This is a genomic window from Rhizobium sp. NXC14, assembly GCF_002117485.1.
GTDB lineage: Bacteria > Pseudomonadota > Alphaproteobacteria > Rhizobiales > Rhizobiaceae > Rhizobium.
This window is the reverse complement of the sequence record NZ_CP021030.1, coordinates 747,391-764,754: the sequence shown is the minus strand read 5'-3', so window position 1 is coordinate 764,754 and position 17,364 is coordinate 747,391. Positions and strand designations below refer to the sequence as shown.

The window sequence follows — 17,364 nt, the reverse complement described above, 5'->3', positions numbered from 1 at the left end:
CACCTCGGGTGGCTGTAGCGCCTCAGACGGCCCTACTCGGTTCTCCGCGGACACGGACAAGTAGCGACCGCGCCGCTGACGAGATTAGCAAACGATTTGGCTCTCGAGATCTCCAAACGTGGCTTCTAGCAAGGCAGTTGGAGCGCCTTGTCGTTGAGACATGGCGGGCTAATACCTTGTACTCGCCTCCGACGGCGTCAAATCACCGTTGCCTCAGCCGCCTCTCCAGCCGCCGTCAAAAACTGAGGCCACGGCCAGGGCCGATGCTGCGCTGACGCCGTTCCGCGAGGATCTGCTGACTGCCTTCCGCACGGACTGCCTGCTGCAGGACCTTCAATTTCTCCTGCATCGCGACGAAGGCTTGGCGCTGCGCCTCTGGCACATGGTTGATGAGATCCTTGTCGCCACGGATGATGGCATTGCGCCCGAAGCGCTCGTCGAGCGCCTTGCTGACGACGTCGAACTCCCGGCGGATGTTCGCATCGAGTGGTGCAGTCGCGATGCCCCGTTTGCAATCATTCTTCCGCGCCTCCACGGTCAGACGCACGAGTGCCTCTTCTGCCGCCTGCGACAGGCCGGGAATAGCAACCGCCATACGCTCCCGCTCTGCCTTGATGGCCTGTCGTTCTGCATCGAAGAGATTGGCATAGGCGCTCCCGAGAGAGCGCAGCCGGGTGGCCGCCTCGGGCACGGCCTGCACCGCATCTTTACGCTCCCGGCCGGAAGCCAGCATCTTGTCCATCAGACGGCCGGAGCCGCGCAAGGCGCCATAAGCGGCCGGATCATTGGTCACCGCAGCAGCGATGCGATCGGCAGCAAAGCCTTTGGCAAGGAGTTCCTCGATCTTGCCGACAGCGCCTGCCGGATCGCGCCAGATCGTTCTTGCCGCGTTGGCCAGTGCCGCACGCTGCTGACGGTAAAGGGGAGCGGAGAGAGTTCGCGTTCGCGCCTCGTCGTCGACTGCTGTCTTAAACTCGGTGACGGCGGCAAGCATGGGCAGCACGGTCACATTCTCCTTGCCTCCCCCCTTGTCTTGCTCCGGGTCCGGAACGGCACTGGCCGCCGCGACGATCTTTGAACGGTCCTGGCGCTCGGCCAGATGCTGCTCCTCGGCAAAACGTTTGACGGCTTCGAACAGGTGGGTCAGCTTCTCGCCCTCGCCGGCCACCAGATCATCCGGCAAACGCTCGGCCATGTTGCGCTCGGCGACCGCATCCGCCTTTGCGGTGAAGGCGCTCCAGCCGAAGCGGGCCGACAGCGCTTCGCTGACCGCCTTGATCTCTTGCACGACCGTGCGGTCCTTCGCGGCAAGCGCAAAGGCGGTCTTATAAGCATCATCCCCGCCCCTGTTGCGCACCGTCTCGATCTCCATGAGACGCGCCATGGCGCCTTCGGAGAGTGCCGGGACCGACAATGACATATGCGCGCGACGCGCCTGCTCACGGATCTCGAAGCGTTCGGCGTTCCTGCGGAACTCGGTCGCATGGGCGCGGGCCATGGGAAGCAATTCCGTCACAGCCGCCAAGGCGACATTCCGCTCCTGGCGCTCTGCGCGTCCGTCGACGATGAGCTCGGAGCCGCGCAGGCGGCCAAGCCGATCGGGGCTCGCGGCAAGATCGTCGGCGAGCCTGCGGGGTTCGGCGCCGGCCTCTGAAGCACGCGCATTCAGGGCGACAAGTGCGCCATCCGGATCGCGATAGATCTTCTCCAGCACCGGTCGCAGGAGGGTTTCCCGATCCTTCCACGCCGGGGATGACAATTGCGCCAGCCGCGCATCCTCATTGAGGCTTCTGGCGAAGTCGGTGGTCGGCGGGATCAGAGAATGGGTTTTGCCGGCGTTCGCGCCCGAGGGGGGCTGGGGTTCAGTTGGGTGGGATTCGGTTCGCTCGTCGCTATAGGAGACGCGCCGTTCCCGCTCGATTGCAAAGCCGAGCGCCATGCTTGCCCGTTCCCAGAGCTTTTCCACCTGCTCGCGCTTTGCGGCAATCCACGCAAAGCGCCGTGAGATGTCCCCCTCAATCTCGGCCGCAGCCAGCGAGAGATGATCGAACCCGCGGCGGCGGGCGAAGTCTTCCGCATGAGCCCGATAACCGGCCTCGCTCTCAAAATCGAGCGTCGTCGTCTTGGCGCCGGAGCGCGACAACCGCTCGACGAGCGGCTTGAACAGATCCGGCCGATGACTTTCCCGCTCGATGCGGTCCTGGCGCGCTTCGGCGGTTTCGATCTGCCTGGCCGTCCAGACGTTGCGGTCGACCTCCCGCTCCTCATAACGCTTCTGACCTGTCTCTTCATCGACAACGGCAATCTGGACCTTGACCCGCTCCACGCCGTCCTTGCGCAGCGTGACGGTGTCGCCCTCAGAGACGCCGGCTTCCTCGAGCGCCTTTGGCAGGCTCACGCCCCACAGCCGATGGACGGTTCCATCATCGGTCCTGACATCGGCATAGGGGCTGTCGTCGGCATCCTCATCATCAGGCCGGAATTTGGCCTCTCCGGTTTCGACAAGCTCGCCGGTCACGCCGGCGGCATGATCGACACGCGGTTTGCGTCCCCATTCCGGTCTTGGCTCAAAATCCTCCCTTGCCGCATAAAGATCGACGCGATCGCGATGCCTCGTCATCGCTACATAGGTCAGGTGTTGGTCCATCATGCCGGTGGCAAGCACCAAGGTGCGCTCGACGGTGGTACCCTGGGCTTTGTGGATCGTTGCGGCATAGCCGTGATCGACATTGCGATAGCTGTCTTCGCTGAAGACGACTTTATGGCCGTTGTCGAGACGAACCGACATCAGCGCTTCGCCGCGTTTGTCGCCGGTGGAGATGACCGTGCCGAGCATGCCGTTCTTGACGTATTGCGGACCATAACTGCTGGCCCGCGGCTCGAGAAAGCGGGCGTTCTCCAAAAAGATGATGCGATCGCCTGCGGCGAACTCCCGCGCCCCGCGTGCCGTCTGGAAGGTGCGGCTGTCGGAAAGCGCACCATCGCCTGCCATCACCTGACGCAGCGCCTCGTTCAGCTTGCCGACATCGTCATTGGTGTGGGCAAGCACGAGCAGTTCGTCCCCGCGCAGCCGACCATCCCTGCCCTCGGAAACGGATCGACCGATTGCCTCTCTACGCGCCTGGCTCCAGTCGGCAACAATCCGCTCGATCGTTTCCGCGCGCGTGCGCGCCTCGGCAAGGTGACCATGCCGGGCATAAACGTCGAGACCTTTCTCGATCTCGCCGCGGGCAAAGAGCCGCGAGGCCTCACGCGCCCATTCTTCACGCTGGCGGCGCACGCCGGCAAGCTCGGCAAAACCGATGCGTTCGCTGATCGCCCGAAAGGCTGCACCCGCCTGGATCGGCTGTAGCTGCATGGCGTCGCCGACGAGAACGACTTTCGCGCCCGCCGCCTCGACGATGTCAAGCACACGGGCCATCTGCTGGGATGACACCATGCCGGCTTCATCGATGACGAGCACATCACCGCGATGGAGTGTGTCGCGGCCATTCGCCCAGGCCATCTCCCAGGCGGCGAGGGTGCGCGACTTGATGCCGGAACTGTCTTCCAAGCCTTCCGCCGCCTTGCCTGCAAGGGCGGCACCGATCACCCGGCGCCCCTGGCTTTCCCAGGCAAGGCGGGCTGCCGCCAGCAGCGTCGATTTGCCGGCGCCGGCAAGGCCGACAACAGCCGCAATACCGCTGTCGCCGGTGACATGACGGATCGCATCGACCTGTTCCGCGTCGAGCTTGAACGGCTTTTGTGGATCGCCGCTCTCGACGCGCTCGATCGCCGTATCGACCTGCCGAGCCGATACCCCATAGCCTGCTTGCTCCGACAGAACCCGCGCCGAACGCGCCATGTCGTATTCGATGCGCAGCATCGCCCGTGTGGTGAACACGGCCGGTTCCGACGCCTTGCCGGTCTCAGCGTCAAGCTGCTGCGGCTTCAACATGACCAACTCGTCCGACGCCATCAGCCGGGCGCGGATATTGGCGAAGTCTGCCGGATCGTCGACATATCGATGCAGCGCCTTAGCAATATCCTTCTCGTCGAAGGTCGAGCGCTCATTGCCGAGCTGCTTCAGCAGCAGCTCCGGCTCTGCCAGCAGCCGATCGGCCATCTCCTGGCGGCGGGCGAGATCGGCCGGTGCGAAATAGAGCTCCCTCCTCTTTCGCGCCAATGCCGCCTTCTCCGGCGCGAGATGCCTTTGCGCGATACCGTCGAAACCCTGTTCGGCATAGGAGCGACCGTCGAGGCGGATCTCATGACCGGCGAGCGCCAGATGCCGATTGGCTGTTTCCGCCCAGGCGATCTTCCAGGCCTTCAAGGTTTCCTTGTCGCCCGCCCAGCGCTCATAGATGATCTTGCCGGTTCTTTTGCGACGTAATGGCTCGCCATTTTCTTCCAAAATAGGAGAGTTTTTCGGACCAAAGCCATCTTCGGTCAACGCCCGCAATGTAGTCATCATATGGATGTGTGGATTACCGTCCTTGTCATGATAGACCCAATCGGCGACAATCCCGGTCGCGGTTACAGTGTCCCGCACAAACTCGCGCACCAGCGCGACGTTCTCCACCCTCGTCAGTTCCTCCGGCAGTGCGATGATCAGCTCGCGGGCGAGCCTCGCGTTCGCCTGCGTCTCGAACGCCTCGACGGCATTCCACAGTCCCTCGCTCGCTCTCGCGACCGAAGAGCCGTGGATCAGCTCGCGCAGCCAAGCGGGTATCTGCTCAGGAAACGCCAGTTCCTCATGCACCAGCTCTGGACTCCCGCCGCGATAGCTGAAAGATCTGCCCACCTGGTGATCCATCATTCGTGTGCGATGGCGATAGGCGGCGGCCGCGACGACGCTGCGTCCCGCGCCCCTACTGATCACCTGCGCCCTCACAAACATGATCGCCAATGATGTCTCCTGCCCCTTGAATCAAGTTGCACCAGCAAGCCCGTCGCTACCGGGGATATACGACCCGAAGAGGCCACCGCCCCGTCCACAACGTGTTTCGAGGGCTTTTTCTGCAACCGTGTAGTTTTCGATCACCACAACCTATGTCATTTTACTGCGTAATTCAAGTTAGTATAATGCGCACGTTTTGAACTGCTTGCTTTAAGCTCCGCGGGTTGAGGTACACAGCGACCAAGCGCATGAAAAGCTGGAAACCCAAGCAAATGGCCTAAGCCGTGCAGAACTTGTCGTAGACGGTGCAGGATCTTTCGCCTATCGATGGTGCTATGAAGTCGTCCCTCAACCATATGCCGCTCCGCAAACAACGCGAGATTGGCCGTATTCTGGAGATCCTCCACGAGGAATTCGAGGATGCGCTGAGGGACGGTACGGCCGAGTTCAAAAAGCGCGGCCGGATCCTGAAGATCATCCTGTTCGGCTCCTACGCCAAGGGCAGCTGGGTAGACGAGCCCTTCACGATGAAGGGTTATCGTTCGGATTTCGATCTCCTCATCATCGTCAACAACCGCAAGCTCTGTGAGTTCGCCGAGTACTGGCACAAAGCCGCCGACCGTTTGATCCACGAAAAGGCGATCGAGACGCCGGTAAGCTTCATCGTCCACTCCAGGCGAGAGGTGAACAACTATCTCAAAGAAGGGCAGTACTTCTTTTCCGACATCAGGAGGGAAGGCATTGTTCTCTATGAACTAGATGACGAGCCCTTGGCTGAGCCGCGGCCACTCTCATCAGCGGATCGACTTCGCCTCGCAAAGGAGCATTTTGATCGGAGATTTGCAGAAGCCAGTGCGTTCCTCGCAACAGGGGATTTCCAACGCGAGAAATCGGAAGGGGCCGGTGACGCGTGGGGAAATCTTTCCGCGTTCAGCCTCCATCAGTCTCTTGAGCAAGCCTATTCCTGTGTTCTGCTGACGCTCACTAATTACGGCCCGCCTTCCCATAATATCAAATTTCTCCGTTCGCTTGCGGAGGAACAGGACCGGCGTCTGGCCGAAGCATTTCCCCGCGATCAACATCGGGAACGCGCCTGGTTCAACACGCTGAACGAGGCATATGTGAAGGCGCGATACTCGAAGCATTTCGAGATGAGCGCGGAGGCTCTCGGATGGCTTGCACAACAAACCGCTTTATTGCTTGATCTGGTTAAGACGGTTTGCTGCGAGCATCTGGCGAAGCTTCAGCGGCCCTCCCAATGATTCCTCGGAAGTTCGTGTGCTCGCTAGCTAAGTGTGTGGCGACGCGGCAATGTCCGAGCAAGGATTAAGCAAATAAGAAGTCCCACGACTGCAGACTTGAAAGAGCCACGTTCCTTAGCGTTATGGTGTTCTCGGAATCGGCCGTGATGATTGTATCACTTCCGGACTGTTCGGTTGCGGCAAATAGCGATTCCCAGTCGGCGAAAATGTTGTGATCGATCGAGATCGCGTCATGTGCGGAGCCGGTTGCCACGAAGTTTGTGATCGTATCGTGACCCCAGTTCGACGAATAAATGAAGAGGTCGGCTGCCGCGCCACCCGTGAGGGTGTCATTGCCGGCGCCACCGGTCAGCGTATTAGAACCACCGCCACCGACGATAACGTTGTTCAGCGCATTCCCCGTGCCCGCAAACGGCCCTGTTCCGATAAAGGTGAGGTTCTCGACATCGGCGGCAAGCACATAGCTCGCCAGGTTGGTGCGAACCGTATCGGTCCCCTCATTGGCGGCTTCGGTGACGAGGTCACCGGCATTATCGACGATATAGATATCGTGGCCAGCCCCGCCGATCAAGGTATCCGCACCTGCCCCGCCATTCAGCACATCATTGCCGGCGCCGCCGGTGATCGTATTGGCGAGCCCATTGCCGGCGCCGCTGAAGTTGGCGGATCCGGTGTAGGTCAGGTTCTCGACATTGTTGCCTAGCGTGTAGCCGACAAGGGCCGTCCTGACCGTGTCTGTCCCTTCATTCACATTCTCGATTACCACATCGGTCGCGACATCGACCACATAGATGTCGTCTCCAATCCCACCCAACATCGTGTCGGAACCAGCCCCGCCGATCAGTGTGTCGTTGCCGGCAGCGCCTATAAGCTTGTCGGCAGCAACACCACCGATGATAACGTTATCGAGCAGATTCCCTGCCCCGGTAAAGGCCGCCATTCCGATGTAGGTGAGGTTCTCGACATTGGCCGCCAATGTGTGGGCACTCAGGTTCGTGCGAACGGTGTCGATCCCCTCATTGGCGACCTCGGTGACGAGGTCGCCGGCATGGTCGACGATGTAGCTGTCGTCACCAGCACCACCGATCAAACGATCAGCCCCGGCCCCACCATTCAGCGTATCGTTGCCCGCGGCGCCCGATAGCGTGTCGACCCCCGCCCCCCCGGTTAGAATATTGTTCAGCGTATTGCCTGTTCCGGTAAAGGCTGCCGTGCCGATATTGATGAGGTTCTCGACATCGCTGCCAAGCGTATAGCTCGCCAATGTCGTGCGGACCGTGTCGATCCCCGCGTCGGCAACTTCGGTGACGAGGTCGCCGACATGGTCGACGATATAGGTGTCGTTGCCCGTACCGCCGATCAGGGCATCGGCACCGCCCCCGCCATTCAGCATATCGTTGCCGGCGCCGCCGGTGATCGTGTTGGCGAACACATTGCCGGTGCCGGTGAAGCTGGCGGAGCCCGTATAGGTCAGGTTCTCGACATTGACCAATGCCGCGATCGAATAGGCTGCAAGCGCCGTACGGATTTCGTCGGTGCCGGCGCCGACCGCCTCGTTGACGACGTCGCTGGCACTGTCGACCACATAGATGTCGTTGCCGGCACCACCGGTCAGCGTGTCCTTGCCGGCGCCACCATCCAGAAGATCATTGCCGGCGCCGCCCGTGATCGTGTTGACGAGCGCATTGCCGGTGCCGGTGAAGCTGTCGGATCCCGTATAGAGAAGGTTCTCGACATTCACCCCTAGTGTGTAGACGGCCAGCGTCGTGCGAACCGTGTCGATACCGACGACGGCCGCTTCGGTGACGATGTCGCCGGCATTGTCGACGATATAGATGTCGTTGCCCGCACCACCAATCAAGCTGTCCGCACCGGCCTTCCCATCCAGGATATCGGCACCTGCCCCGCCTAGAATGGTGTTGTCGAGATCATTGCCCGTTCCGACAAAGGCTACCGTGCCGATGCCGATATAGGTGAGGTTCTCGACATCGCTGCCAAGCGTATAGCTCGTCAGCGTCGTGCGAACCGTGTCGGTTCCCTCATCGGCAACTTCGGTGACGAGGTCGCCGACATGGTCGACGATATAGGTGTCGTTGCCCGTACCGCCGATCAGGGTATCGGCACCGCCCCCGCCATTCAGCATATCGTTGCCGGCGCCGCCGGAAAGCGTATCGGCAACAGCGCCACCCGTGATCGTGTTGTCGAGATTGTTGCCGGCACCAGCGAAAGTTCCTGTACCGGCAAAGCTCAGGTTCTCGACATTGGCGGCAAGCACATAGCTCGCCAGGTTCGTGCGAACCGTATCGGTCCCCTCATTGGCGGCTTCGGTGACGAGGTCGCCGGCATCGTCGACAATGTAGGTATCGTTGCCCGCACCACCGATCAAGGTATCCGCATTGGTCCCGCCATTCAGCACATCATTGCCGGCGCCGCCGGTGATCGTGTTGGCGAGCGCATTGCCGGCGCCGCTGAAGTTGGCGGGGCCGGTATAGGTCAGGTTCTCGACATTGTTGCCGAGCGTGTAGCCGGCAAGCGCCGTCTGGACCGTGTCCGTCCCCTCGCTCGCATTCTCGATCACGATGTCGGTCGCAATATCGATGACGTAAACATCGTCGCCAATCCCGCCCAACATCGTATCGGAACCGCCGCCTCCGATCAGTGTGTCGTCGCCCGCAGCCCCCATGAGCTTGTCGGCCGCAACACCGCCCTTGAGGACGTTATCGAGCGCATTGCCGGTGCCAGTAAACGCGGCCGTTCCGATGTAGGTGAGGTTCTCGACATTGACCCCCAGCGTATAGGCAATTAGCGCCGTCTGCACTGTGTCGGTACCCTCGTCGACATTCTCGATGACGATATCACCGGTGGAGATGACATAGGTATCATCGCCCGCGGCGCCCGATAGCGTGTCGACCCCCGCCCCCCCGGTTAGAATATTGTTCAGCGTATTGCCTGTTCCGGTAAAGGCTGCCGTGCCGATATTGATGAGGTTCTCGACATCGCTGCCAAGCGTATAGCTCGCCAATGTCGTGCGGACCGTGTCGATCCCCGCGTCGGCAACTTCGGTGACGAGGTCGCCGACATGGTCGACGATATAGGTGTCGTTGCCCGTACCGCCGATCAGGGCATCGGCACCGCCCCCGCCATTCAGCATATCGTTGCCGGCGCCGCCGGTGATCGTGTTGGCGAACACATTGCCGGTGCCGGTGAAGCTGGCGGAGCCCGTATAGGTCAGGTTCTCGACATTGACCAATGCCGCGATCGAATAGGCTGCAAGCGCCGTACGGATTTCGTCGGTGCCGGCGCCGACCGCCTCGTTGACGACGTCGCTGGCACTGTCGACCACATAGATGTCGTTGCCGGCACCACCGGTCAGCGTGTCCTTGCCGGCGCCACCATCCAGAAGATCATTGCCGGCGCCGCCCGTGATCGTGTTGACGAGCGCATTGCCGGTGCCGGTGAAGCTGTCGGATCCCGTATAGATCAGCTTTTCGATATTATTGCCGAGCGTATAGACCGAACGCGCCGTCTTGATCAGGTCAGTTCCTTCATTCGGCCTTTCCGTGACAATGTCGCCGGCATTGTCGACGATATAGGTATCGTCGCCCGTTCCGCCGATCAGCGTGTCTGCTCCGGCCTTCCCGTCCAGGATATCGGCACCTGCCGCGCTCTGGATCGTGTTGGCAAGGTCATTGCCCGTCCCGGTAAAGCCTGCCGTGCCGCTATACGTGAGATTGTCGACATTGGCTGCCAGAGTATAGCTCGCCAGCGCCGCCTGCACCGTATCGATGCCCTCACCGGCGTTTTCGGTGACGACGTCGAAAACGTTGTCGACGATGTAAGTGTCGTTGCCCGTCCCACCGATCAGCGTGTCGGCACCGGCCCTGCCGTTCAGCGCGTCGTCACCGGCACCGCCCGACAAGATATCGATGGCCGCGCCGCCGGTGATGGTGTTGTTGAGGTTGTTGCCAGTCCCGACAAAGGCACCCGAGCCGATTTTAGTGAGGTTCTCGACGTTGGCGCTCAGTGTGTAGCTCGCAAGATACGTCTGAACCGTGTCAGTGCCCTCGTCGGCGTTCTCGATGATAGTGTCGCCGGTATAGTAAGCGACATAAATATCGTTGCCGGTCCCACCGATTAGCGTGTCAGCTCCCCAGCCACCGTCCAGCGTATCGTTGCCTGCCCCACCAGAGAGCGTATCGTCGCCTAACCCACTAGTGATTATATTGTCGAGGCTATTACCCGTACCAGTAAAATTGCCGCTACCTAGGAAGGATAGATTCTCGACATTGGCGATGTCCGCAAGCGAATAAGCGGCAATATCGGTCCAGATCTTGTCAGTGCCGCCGTCGGTCGCCTCGACCACGACATCGCCGAGACTATCGACGTCATAGGTATCGTCGCCCGCACCACCGATCAGCGTATCGTCGCCGGCCTTCCCATCCAGCCAATCAGATCCCGTCCCGCCGGTGATCACATTGGCCGCCGCATTGCCATCACCGAAGAACCTGGCGGTGCCGGTGTAGGTCAGATTTTCGACGTTGGTGCTGAGTGTATAAGAAAGCGTCGTCCGGACCGTGTCAGTCCCCTCATTGGCATTCTCGATCACAGTGTCGTTGGCATTGTCGACGATGTAGACGTCGTTGCCCACCCCGCCCGACATCTTGTCGATTCCGGTCCCGCCGTTAAGGGTGTCATTGCCGGAATCGCCGTTAAGGGTGTCATTGCCGGCGTTGCCCCAGAGAGCATTGTCCGCCTCGTTGCCTGTGATCGAATCATTGCCGGAGCCGGCCTTAACGTTCTCAATCAACGACGCCGTATTGCCTTCATGAAGAAGGGCGTTGAAAATGTTGCCGCGGGCATAGCCGTTATTCGGACCTCCACCCAGGTAGGACAACTGTCCTTGAGAAAAAACCGAGTACCCGCCTGCTCGCAAGTCGATCTTGAGGGCAGTGGTATAAGCACTCAAATCATAAGTATCGATACCGCCGCCGTCCCAGATTGTCGCGAAGATGCGGTTGGCTGCGGGCGTGATAGCCGCAACGCCGTTGACATAGGTGATGCCCTGGTTCGGATTCCACTTGTAAACGGTATCGCCACTGTTGGTCGTGTAGTCTGCGCCATACATTTCCTGCAGGGCGGCGATATCGAGCATCATGAAGGTTTGTGGCGCGCCATCATGCTCGTACTTGTACCCGCTCAAACTGTCTCCGACATACGTGCGGTAAGACATGATCGTATACTCGACCGAATCGTAAGCACGCGGAACGACTGTCGTATTAGGATAACCAGCTTCGTGAGCATGTTTCAGTCCGAGAGCGTGACCCAGCTCATGCGCCACGGTATGGCCCGCATAGTTGCCGAACCTCGGGAAGCGAAGATCATCTTCGGTGCCGGCGTACCCCGTCCCAAACCAGACATCGCCGCCATGGCCGCCGATATTTGGAGTGTAGGCCCATGCCGTCGGAGGCTGCGACGATTGAGCGAACCGCACAGTTGCGTTAGCCGCGCTTCCGGCCTCAAAGTTGGCGTTCGTGAACCCCTCTACGGAGAAGCCGTCATTTGCCGCACTCCCATAGGATTGCTCCATGAAGAACGAGGCAAAAGACCGCTGTTGTGACGAAATCGAAGAGAATGAAGAGTCTTTCTCGCCGCTATAGGCATAAGACGACGAGGTCGTAGGAAATGCATAGGTTATCGTTCCGTCCCAGGCAGTGCCGTTGACGAGCCCGTCAACTTTCTGATCACCGGTCAATGTGACGTTCTTCGTCGGAGTAATGAGGTTCGTCATAAAATTCCCGTTTATCTATTCCATTTCGACCGCGTCTTACGCCGATTTCCCTCTGCTGCATTTGGAAAGGAAATTCAACCAAAAGCTTTATTTCTGTTCGGGAAGATTTTTGATCCTGGCGACTTGCGCTTATGAAGCTTTTCCTCCGCAACCTCTAACATTGGCTAGAAGACATATTTCCAAGATCCTGCGCGTCCGAACCTTCGCAATTGCTGGCATGACGGCACTTAAATTGAAGTTACGGTTATCTGCTGAAATTTAGTAAGTGTCCGGGCTCATCGGGAGCGAGGTCCGGCTTTTTCGGCACCAAACGTTGACCGTACCTCTGCTGCCGCGGGTGGGCTAGGCAGTTCGCATCTTCCGCAATTTTCCTTGCGTGGTCGGATCGTTCATAATCGAGTGCCGGACTATGGCAAATAAGCAGCAAAGTCGCCTTCGGAAGCGTATATTCTCTTCGGCACCGCTTAATCAGCCTTCAGCACGCTCCAGTCGACAGGAGGCGCGCCTCGTCAGCCATTCCACGCGTCAAACCCGGGGCTTTCTGGCAGGACACGACAACACCCGTGCAGGATCATTACGGATACAGTTTAACATTTCTATCGAGATGCGCGGTCGAGATGAGATTATCTAGAAGGAGCGATCTGATGGGGGACTGAAGTGGGGAGATGGTACGGTTGAGTGGGGTCGAACCACTGACCTCAGGTGCCACAAACCTGCGCTCTAACCAACTGAGCTACAACCGCATAAATCACGTTTGGCGCGACGGGGGTCACATACGAGGACTTGGCGATGAATTCAAGCCCCATTCCTCATCAATATACAAAAAGGCTGGACGCGAGGTCCAGCCTTTTATTTGCGATAGGCCGGAGCCGATCAAGCGACCTTGAAGGATGCCATGGCCTTTTCGGCGGCTTCCTTGGAGGGCTTTGCGAGCTTTTCGGCAACCTGCTTGGTGGTTTCCTGCATCGACTTCGCCTGATCGACGGCAAGCTCGGCCTGCTTGCGTAGGAACGAGGTCTGCAGCTCGACGAATTCGGCGACGGACTTGACGCCGAGCAGTGCTTCCATGTGCGAGAGCGAGGTCTCGGCATTGACGCGCAGGACGTCGATCGCCTTCAGGCCGATCTCGACGGTGCCAGCCTGGGCCGTCTGGACGGTGGCTTCGAGCGTCTTGCCGGCTTCTTCGCCAGCGCTCTTCAGCTTGGCGTAGGCGTCTTTCGACTGCTGTGCGCCCTTTTCAGCGAATTCGCGGTAGGATTCAGCCAGCTTGGAGGGGTCGAAAGAAGCGATTGAAAAAACGTCATCGGTCTTTATGGTAGCCATGGGTCGCATTCCTTTGGGCTAAGGCAGTCGCTGCCTGTGATCATCGAATGACGTCTATATAAAACATCCGATTGTGCATTGCAACATGAATTGTGCAGCGCACAAGTCGTTAACCCTTTCGCCCGAAAGCACCCCACTGTTCTGGACCGGCATGCGACCTGCAGTTATTAATAAGCCGTTAATTTAGAAGGCCGACAGCGACAAGGTTCGATTATGCCCGCAGTCCAGTATCCGTTCATTGATATCGCCGTGCATGCGCGGGTGCGGGAGCGCTTTTCGCGCGGCGAAGCCATGGTGCTGTTCTCGGCCGATCTTGCCCGCCTGCTCTGGGCAAACGGCGCAGGTGCGGAGCTTTTCGGCCACCCGGCGGTCTATGACCTGCTCGATCAGGGAGCCGATCGCACCGGCATTACCTTTCGCCAGCTGGAAACGGCGGCGCGTCAGCTCGCCGATATCGGCGACAACAGAAGCCTGATGATCCGCGTTGCCAAGGGCTTTCAGCGCGTGCAGGTGCAGGCGGCAGCCGAACTGATCCGGCTTTCATCAGGCGAGAAGGCCATTCTGTTTTCCGTGCCCGTGTCGGCAAGGCCGCTGACGGCGGGCGCTGCGGCGGCCCAGATGCTGCAGGGGCTCGATGATCCCGACACGCATATGGCCGTCATCGGCGCCAATGGCGAAGTCATCGCGGCCTCGCCGGGCTTTGCCTCGCTCGCCATATCAGGCGAGACCGCAAAGGCCTTGATCAACCTTGCCGGCGCGCATCCCGATCGCCTGGTGAAGCGCCCGGTCGCCACCGGCAGGGGCTATCTTCCCGCTGCGGTCGGCAGGCTCAGCGACGAGCCGGCGCTCAATCTGCTCTTTGCCGTGGAAACTGCGATCGGGCATCTCGATCCGGTCGACGCGCCCGTGCTCGATGCAGTCGACGGACCGCCGCAGGCAGCTGACGCGCCGGCGGGGGAAGAAGGCACGTCGTCATCCGAACTTCCTTCGCAAGCGGCGACTGCGGCGACCGGGATCGGCGAGATCGTCGATGCGGTCTCGGGGATCGAAGAGGTCGAGGAGACGCTGGAGGAGATCGCCGACGACCGGGCACAGCCGGCCGAGCCGGCTGCCACAACCGCAGAGGCGGCGGTTGCCGACGAGAATCTAGCCGCAGACGAAGCCCCGGAGAACGAAGACGGCGCGACCGAGGGCCGCATGGATGAGGTCGACGAGCCCGCTGCGACCGCCGACGACGTGGCGGAAGCGGCCTTGACGGCTGAAACGCCTGCCGAAGCCAGCCAAATGGCCATCGATGAGGCGCTGGAAGCCGCCCGCGAAGAGCCGGCCATCGCAACAACCGCAGCGTCCGACTCTGCCCCTGCCCCGTCGCTTGCGCCCGAGCCCGGTTTCGTCTTCAGGCCGAACAGCCGTGCTACCCGCTTCGTCTGGAAGATCGATGCGGAAGGCCGGTTCAACGAGGTCAGCCACGAATTTGCCGAGGCCGTCGGCCCGCATGCATCCGCCATCATCGGCTCCGCCTTCAGCGATATCGCCGCTCTCTTCAATCTCGATCCCGAGGGCAAGATTTCCGAGGCGCTTGCGCGCCGCGACACATGGTCGGGCAAGACGATCCTCTGGCCGGTCGAAGGCACCAGCCTCGTCGTCCCGGTCGATCTCGCCGCGCTGCCGACCTATACCCGCAATCGCGACTTCGACGGCTTCCGCGGCTTCGGCGTCGTCAGGCTTTCCGATGCGCAGGAGGATCCGCTGGCGCTCGGCCTGACCCTTGGCCCGAACGGCGTCGGCCATGATACGGCAGGCCTCGGTCCGGCGGCCGACGCAGTCATTGAACCGTCAAACGACGTTGACGCCGCGCCTGAAGCGGCCCCGGCGGAAACGATCGCGGCGGACGCGATCGAGGACCACCCGCAGACCGAAGAGACGCTTTTCGAAGCGGCCGGAGAAGAGGCCGGCTTCGAGCCGCCCGCCCGCGAGAGCGCCGCCGAAGAGATGCAGGAGTGCACCGGTGAAGCGCCGGCTGCCGATGACGCACACGAACGCCCGGCGCTTCGCATCGTGGAAACGCCCAATCGCCGTTCCACCGACAAGGTTGTCCAGCTTCACAGCACAGGCGCCGCATTGACGGCTGCCGAACAGGCGAACTTCCGCGAAATCGCCAAGCGCCTGGAGGCCTTCGGCGCCCGCAGGGAGGAGCCCGGCACCCCTGCGCCAACGGACGCCACCGCCACGGAACCGGCGGCTTTCGAGGAAAGCGCGGCACCCGAAACCATCACCAGGGAAACGCCCGCCGCCGATACGGCCGACACAGCTTCGGTCGAGGAGACGGCGCCGCAGGAAGCGATCTTCGAAAACGCGGCCGAGTCGTTGCGCGAAGACGCCGCTGAAGAACCCGACGCCATCGCCGAGGACGAGGCGACGGAAGGGCTCGAGGAGACGGTCAGCCAGATCGAGGTTCTCACAAGTTTCATCCCGCCGCGCGTGAAGATGATTGACGGGCTTTCGGCCGGTACGGTCGACCAATTGCCCGTCGCGGTGCTTATCCATGTCGGCGATCAACTGATCCATGCCAATCCCGAATTCATGCGGCTGACGGGTTACCATTCGCTCGACGCGCTGCGTGAGGTCGGCGGTATCGAAGCGCTGCTGCAGCGCCGCGAACTTGTGGAAAAGGCAGCCGGTTCCGGCACCATGATGCTCGTCAAGGCCGACGACACGCTGACGCCGGTGACTGCCCGGCTGCAATCGGTGCGCTGGGAAGATGCCAATGCTCTGATGCTGGCGTTGATGCCGGTGGAAGGCAAGGAAGATGGCCGCGGCGACAGCAACAGGTCCGAAGCGCGTCCGGAGCGGATGGTCGAGAAGGTCGCCAAGCTTCAGGTCGAGGTCGAGGAATTGCGCTCGATCCTCGAAACGGCGACCGACGGCGTCGTCGTCATCGGCACCGAGGGTGATATCCGTTCGATGAACCGGTCGGCAAGCGCGCTGTTCAATTACGACGAGCAGGAGACGCGCGGCAAACCCTTCGTCATGCTGTTTGCCCATGAGAGCCAGAAAGCCGTCCTCGACTATCTGAACGGCCTTTCCGGCCACGGCGTGGCAAGCGTGCTGAACGACGGGCGCGAGGTGATCGGCCGCGAGGCCGGCGGCGGCTTCGTGCCGCTGTTCATGACGATGGGCCGGCTGACCTCCTCGAACGGCTATTGCGCCGTCATCCGCGATATCACGCAGTGGAAACGCACCGAGGATGAGCTGCGCAACGCCAAGGGCGCGGCCGAAACCGCCAACGCCCACAAGACCGATTTCCTCGCGCGCGTCAGTCATGAAATCCGCACGCCGCTCAATGCCATCATCGGCTTTTCCGACATGATGGCCGGCGAGCGCTTCGGTCCGATCGGCCATCCCCGTTATATCGAGTATGCCAACGATATCGGCCGCTCCGGCCGGCACGTCCTCGATATCGTCAATGATCTCCTCGACATTTCGAAAATCGAGGCAGGCGAGATGGATCTTGACTTCGCCGCCGTCGGCCTCAACGAGGCAGTCTCGGAGGCCGTCGCCCTCGTCCAGCCGCAGGCAAACGGCCAGCGCGTCATCATCCGCACGGCGCTGTCGCATTCGGTCCCGGAGGTCGTAGCGGATCTGCGCTCGATCAAGCAGATCGCGCTCAACATCCTGTCGAACGCCATCCGCTTTACCCCGTCTGGCGGGCAGATCGTCGTTTCCACCTCCTACGAGGCGAATGGCAGCGTGGTGTTGAGGGTCCGCGATACCGGAATCGGTATGACGCGCGCCGAACTCGACCATGCGATGAAGCCGTTCCGCCAGGTCTCCTCGACCCAGTCACGCCATCGCGGCGACGGCACAGGGCTCGGCCTGCCGCTGACCAAGGCGATGGTGGATGCCAATCGGGCGACATTCTCGATCAATTCGGCGCCGAACGAAGGCACGCTTGTCGAGATCACCTTCCCGTCGCAACGTGTGCTGGCCGGCTGATCTCTATCGACGGAGCGGAGCCTCCTGAAGCCTGCACGGGCAAGCAAAAAAGAGGCAGCCCGGAGGCTGCCTTCAAATAGGTGCTGTTCAACAAAGAGCTCAGTCGATCAACGTCA

At 60.8% G+C, this 17,364-nt stretch carries 5 protein-coding genes and 1 tRNA gene; 2 read left to right on the top strand and 4 right to left on the bottom strand.

Annotation, left to right across the window (positions count from 1 at the left end):
• Positions 1 to 235: 235 nt before the first annotated feature.
• Complete coding sequence (gene traA, locus NXC14_RS03695; protein WP_085777011.1) at positions 236 to 4,888, bottom strand: Ti-type conjugative transfer relaxase TraA; 4,653 nt, start codon at positions 4,886 to 4,888, stop codon at positions 236 to 238.
• Positions 4,889 to 5,214: 326 nt separating this feature from the next.
• On the opposite strand from traA, the gene NXC14_RS03690 reads away from it, so the two are divergent.
• Positions 5,215 to 6,141 (top strand): nucleotidyltransferase and HEPN domain-containing protein, encoded by a 927-nt coding sequence (locus NXC14_RS03690; RefSeq protein WP_085777010.1) that lies wholly within the window; start codon positions 5,215 to 5,217, stop codon positions 6,139 to 6,141.
• Positions 6,142 to 6,205: 64 nt separating this feature from the next.
• On the opposite strand, the gene NXC14_RS03685 is transcribed toward NXC14_RS03690, so the two are convergent.
• The 3 genes from NXC14_RS03685 to NXC14_RS03675 all read right to left on the bottom strand — a co-directional run bounded on the left by NXC14_RS03685 (position 6,206) and on the right by NXC14_RS03675 (position 13,252).
• Positions 6,206 to 11,929, bottom strand: coding sequence for a M10 family metallopeptidase C-terminal domain-containing protein (locus tag NXC14_RS03685; RefSeq protein WP_085777009.1), 5,724 nt, complete (start codon positions 11,927 to 11,929; stop codon positions 6,206 to 6,208).
• A 666-nt stretch (positions 11,930 to 12,595) separates the two neighbouring features.
• Positions 12,596 to 12,672, bottom strand: a tRNA-His gene (locus tag NXC14_RS03680).
• A gap of 130 nt (positions 12,673 to 12,802) precedes the next feature.
• Positions 12,803 to 13,252 carry a phasin gene (locus NXC14_RS03675; protein WP_085777008.1) on the bottom strand — a complete coding sequence of 150 codons (450 nt, stop codon included), beginning with the start codon at positions 13,250 to 13,252 and terminating at the stop codon, positions 12,803 to 12,805.
• 213 nt (positions 13,253 to 13,465) lie between these two features.
• On the opposite strand from NXC14_RS03675, the gene NXC14_RS03670 reads away from it, so the two are divergent.
• The gene (locus NXC14_RS03670) at positions 13,466 to 17,248 is read left to right on the top strand and encodes an ATP-binding protein (protein WP_085777007.1); all 3,783 of its coding nucleotides are present in this window, start codon (positions 13,466 to 13,468) and stop codon (positions 17,246 to 17,248) included.
• The last annotated feature ends 116 nt before the right edge of the window (positions 17,249 to 17,364 follow it).

Bases quoted from the DNA above. Each gene is read 5' to 3' on its own strand.
- NXC14_RS03690 (WP_085777010.1), top strand. From the start codon at position 5,215: ATGAAGTCGTCCCTCAACCATATGCCGCTCCGCAAACAACGCGAGATT.
- NXC14_RS03685 (WP_085777009.1), bottom strand. From the start codon at position 11,929: ATGACGAACCTCATTACTCCGACGAAGAACGTCACATTGACCGGTGAT.
- NXC14_RS03675 (WP_085777008.1), bottom strand. From the start codon at position 13,252: ATGGCTACCATAAAGACCGATGACGTTTTTTCAATCGCTTCTTTCGAC.
- NXC14_RS03670 (WP_085777007.1), top strand. From the start codon at position 13,466: ATGCCCGCAGTCCAGTATCCGTTCATTGATATCGCCGTGCATGCGCGG.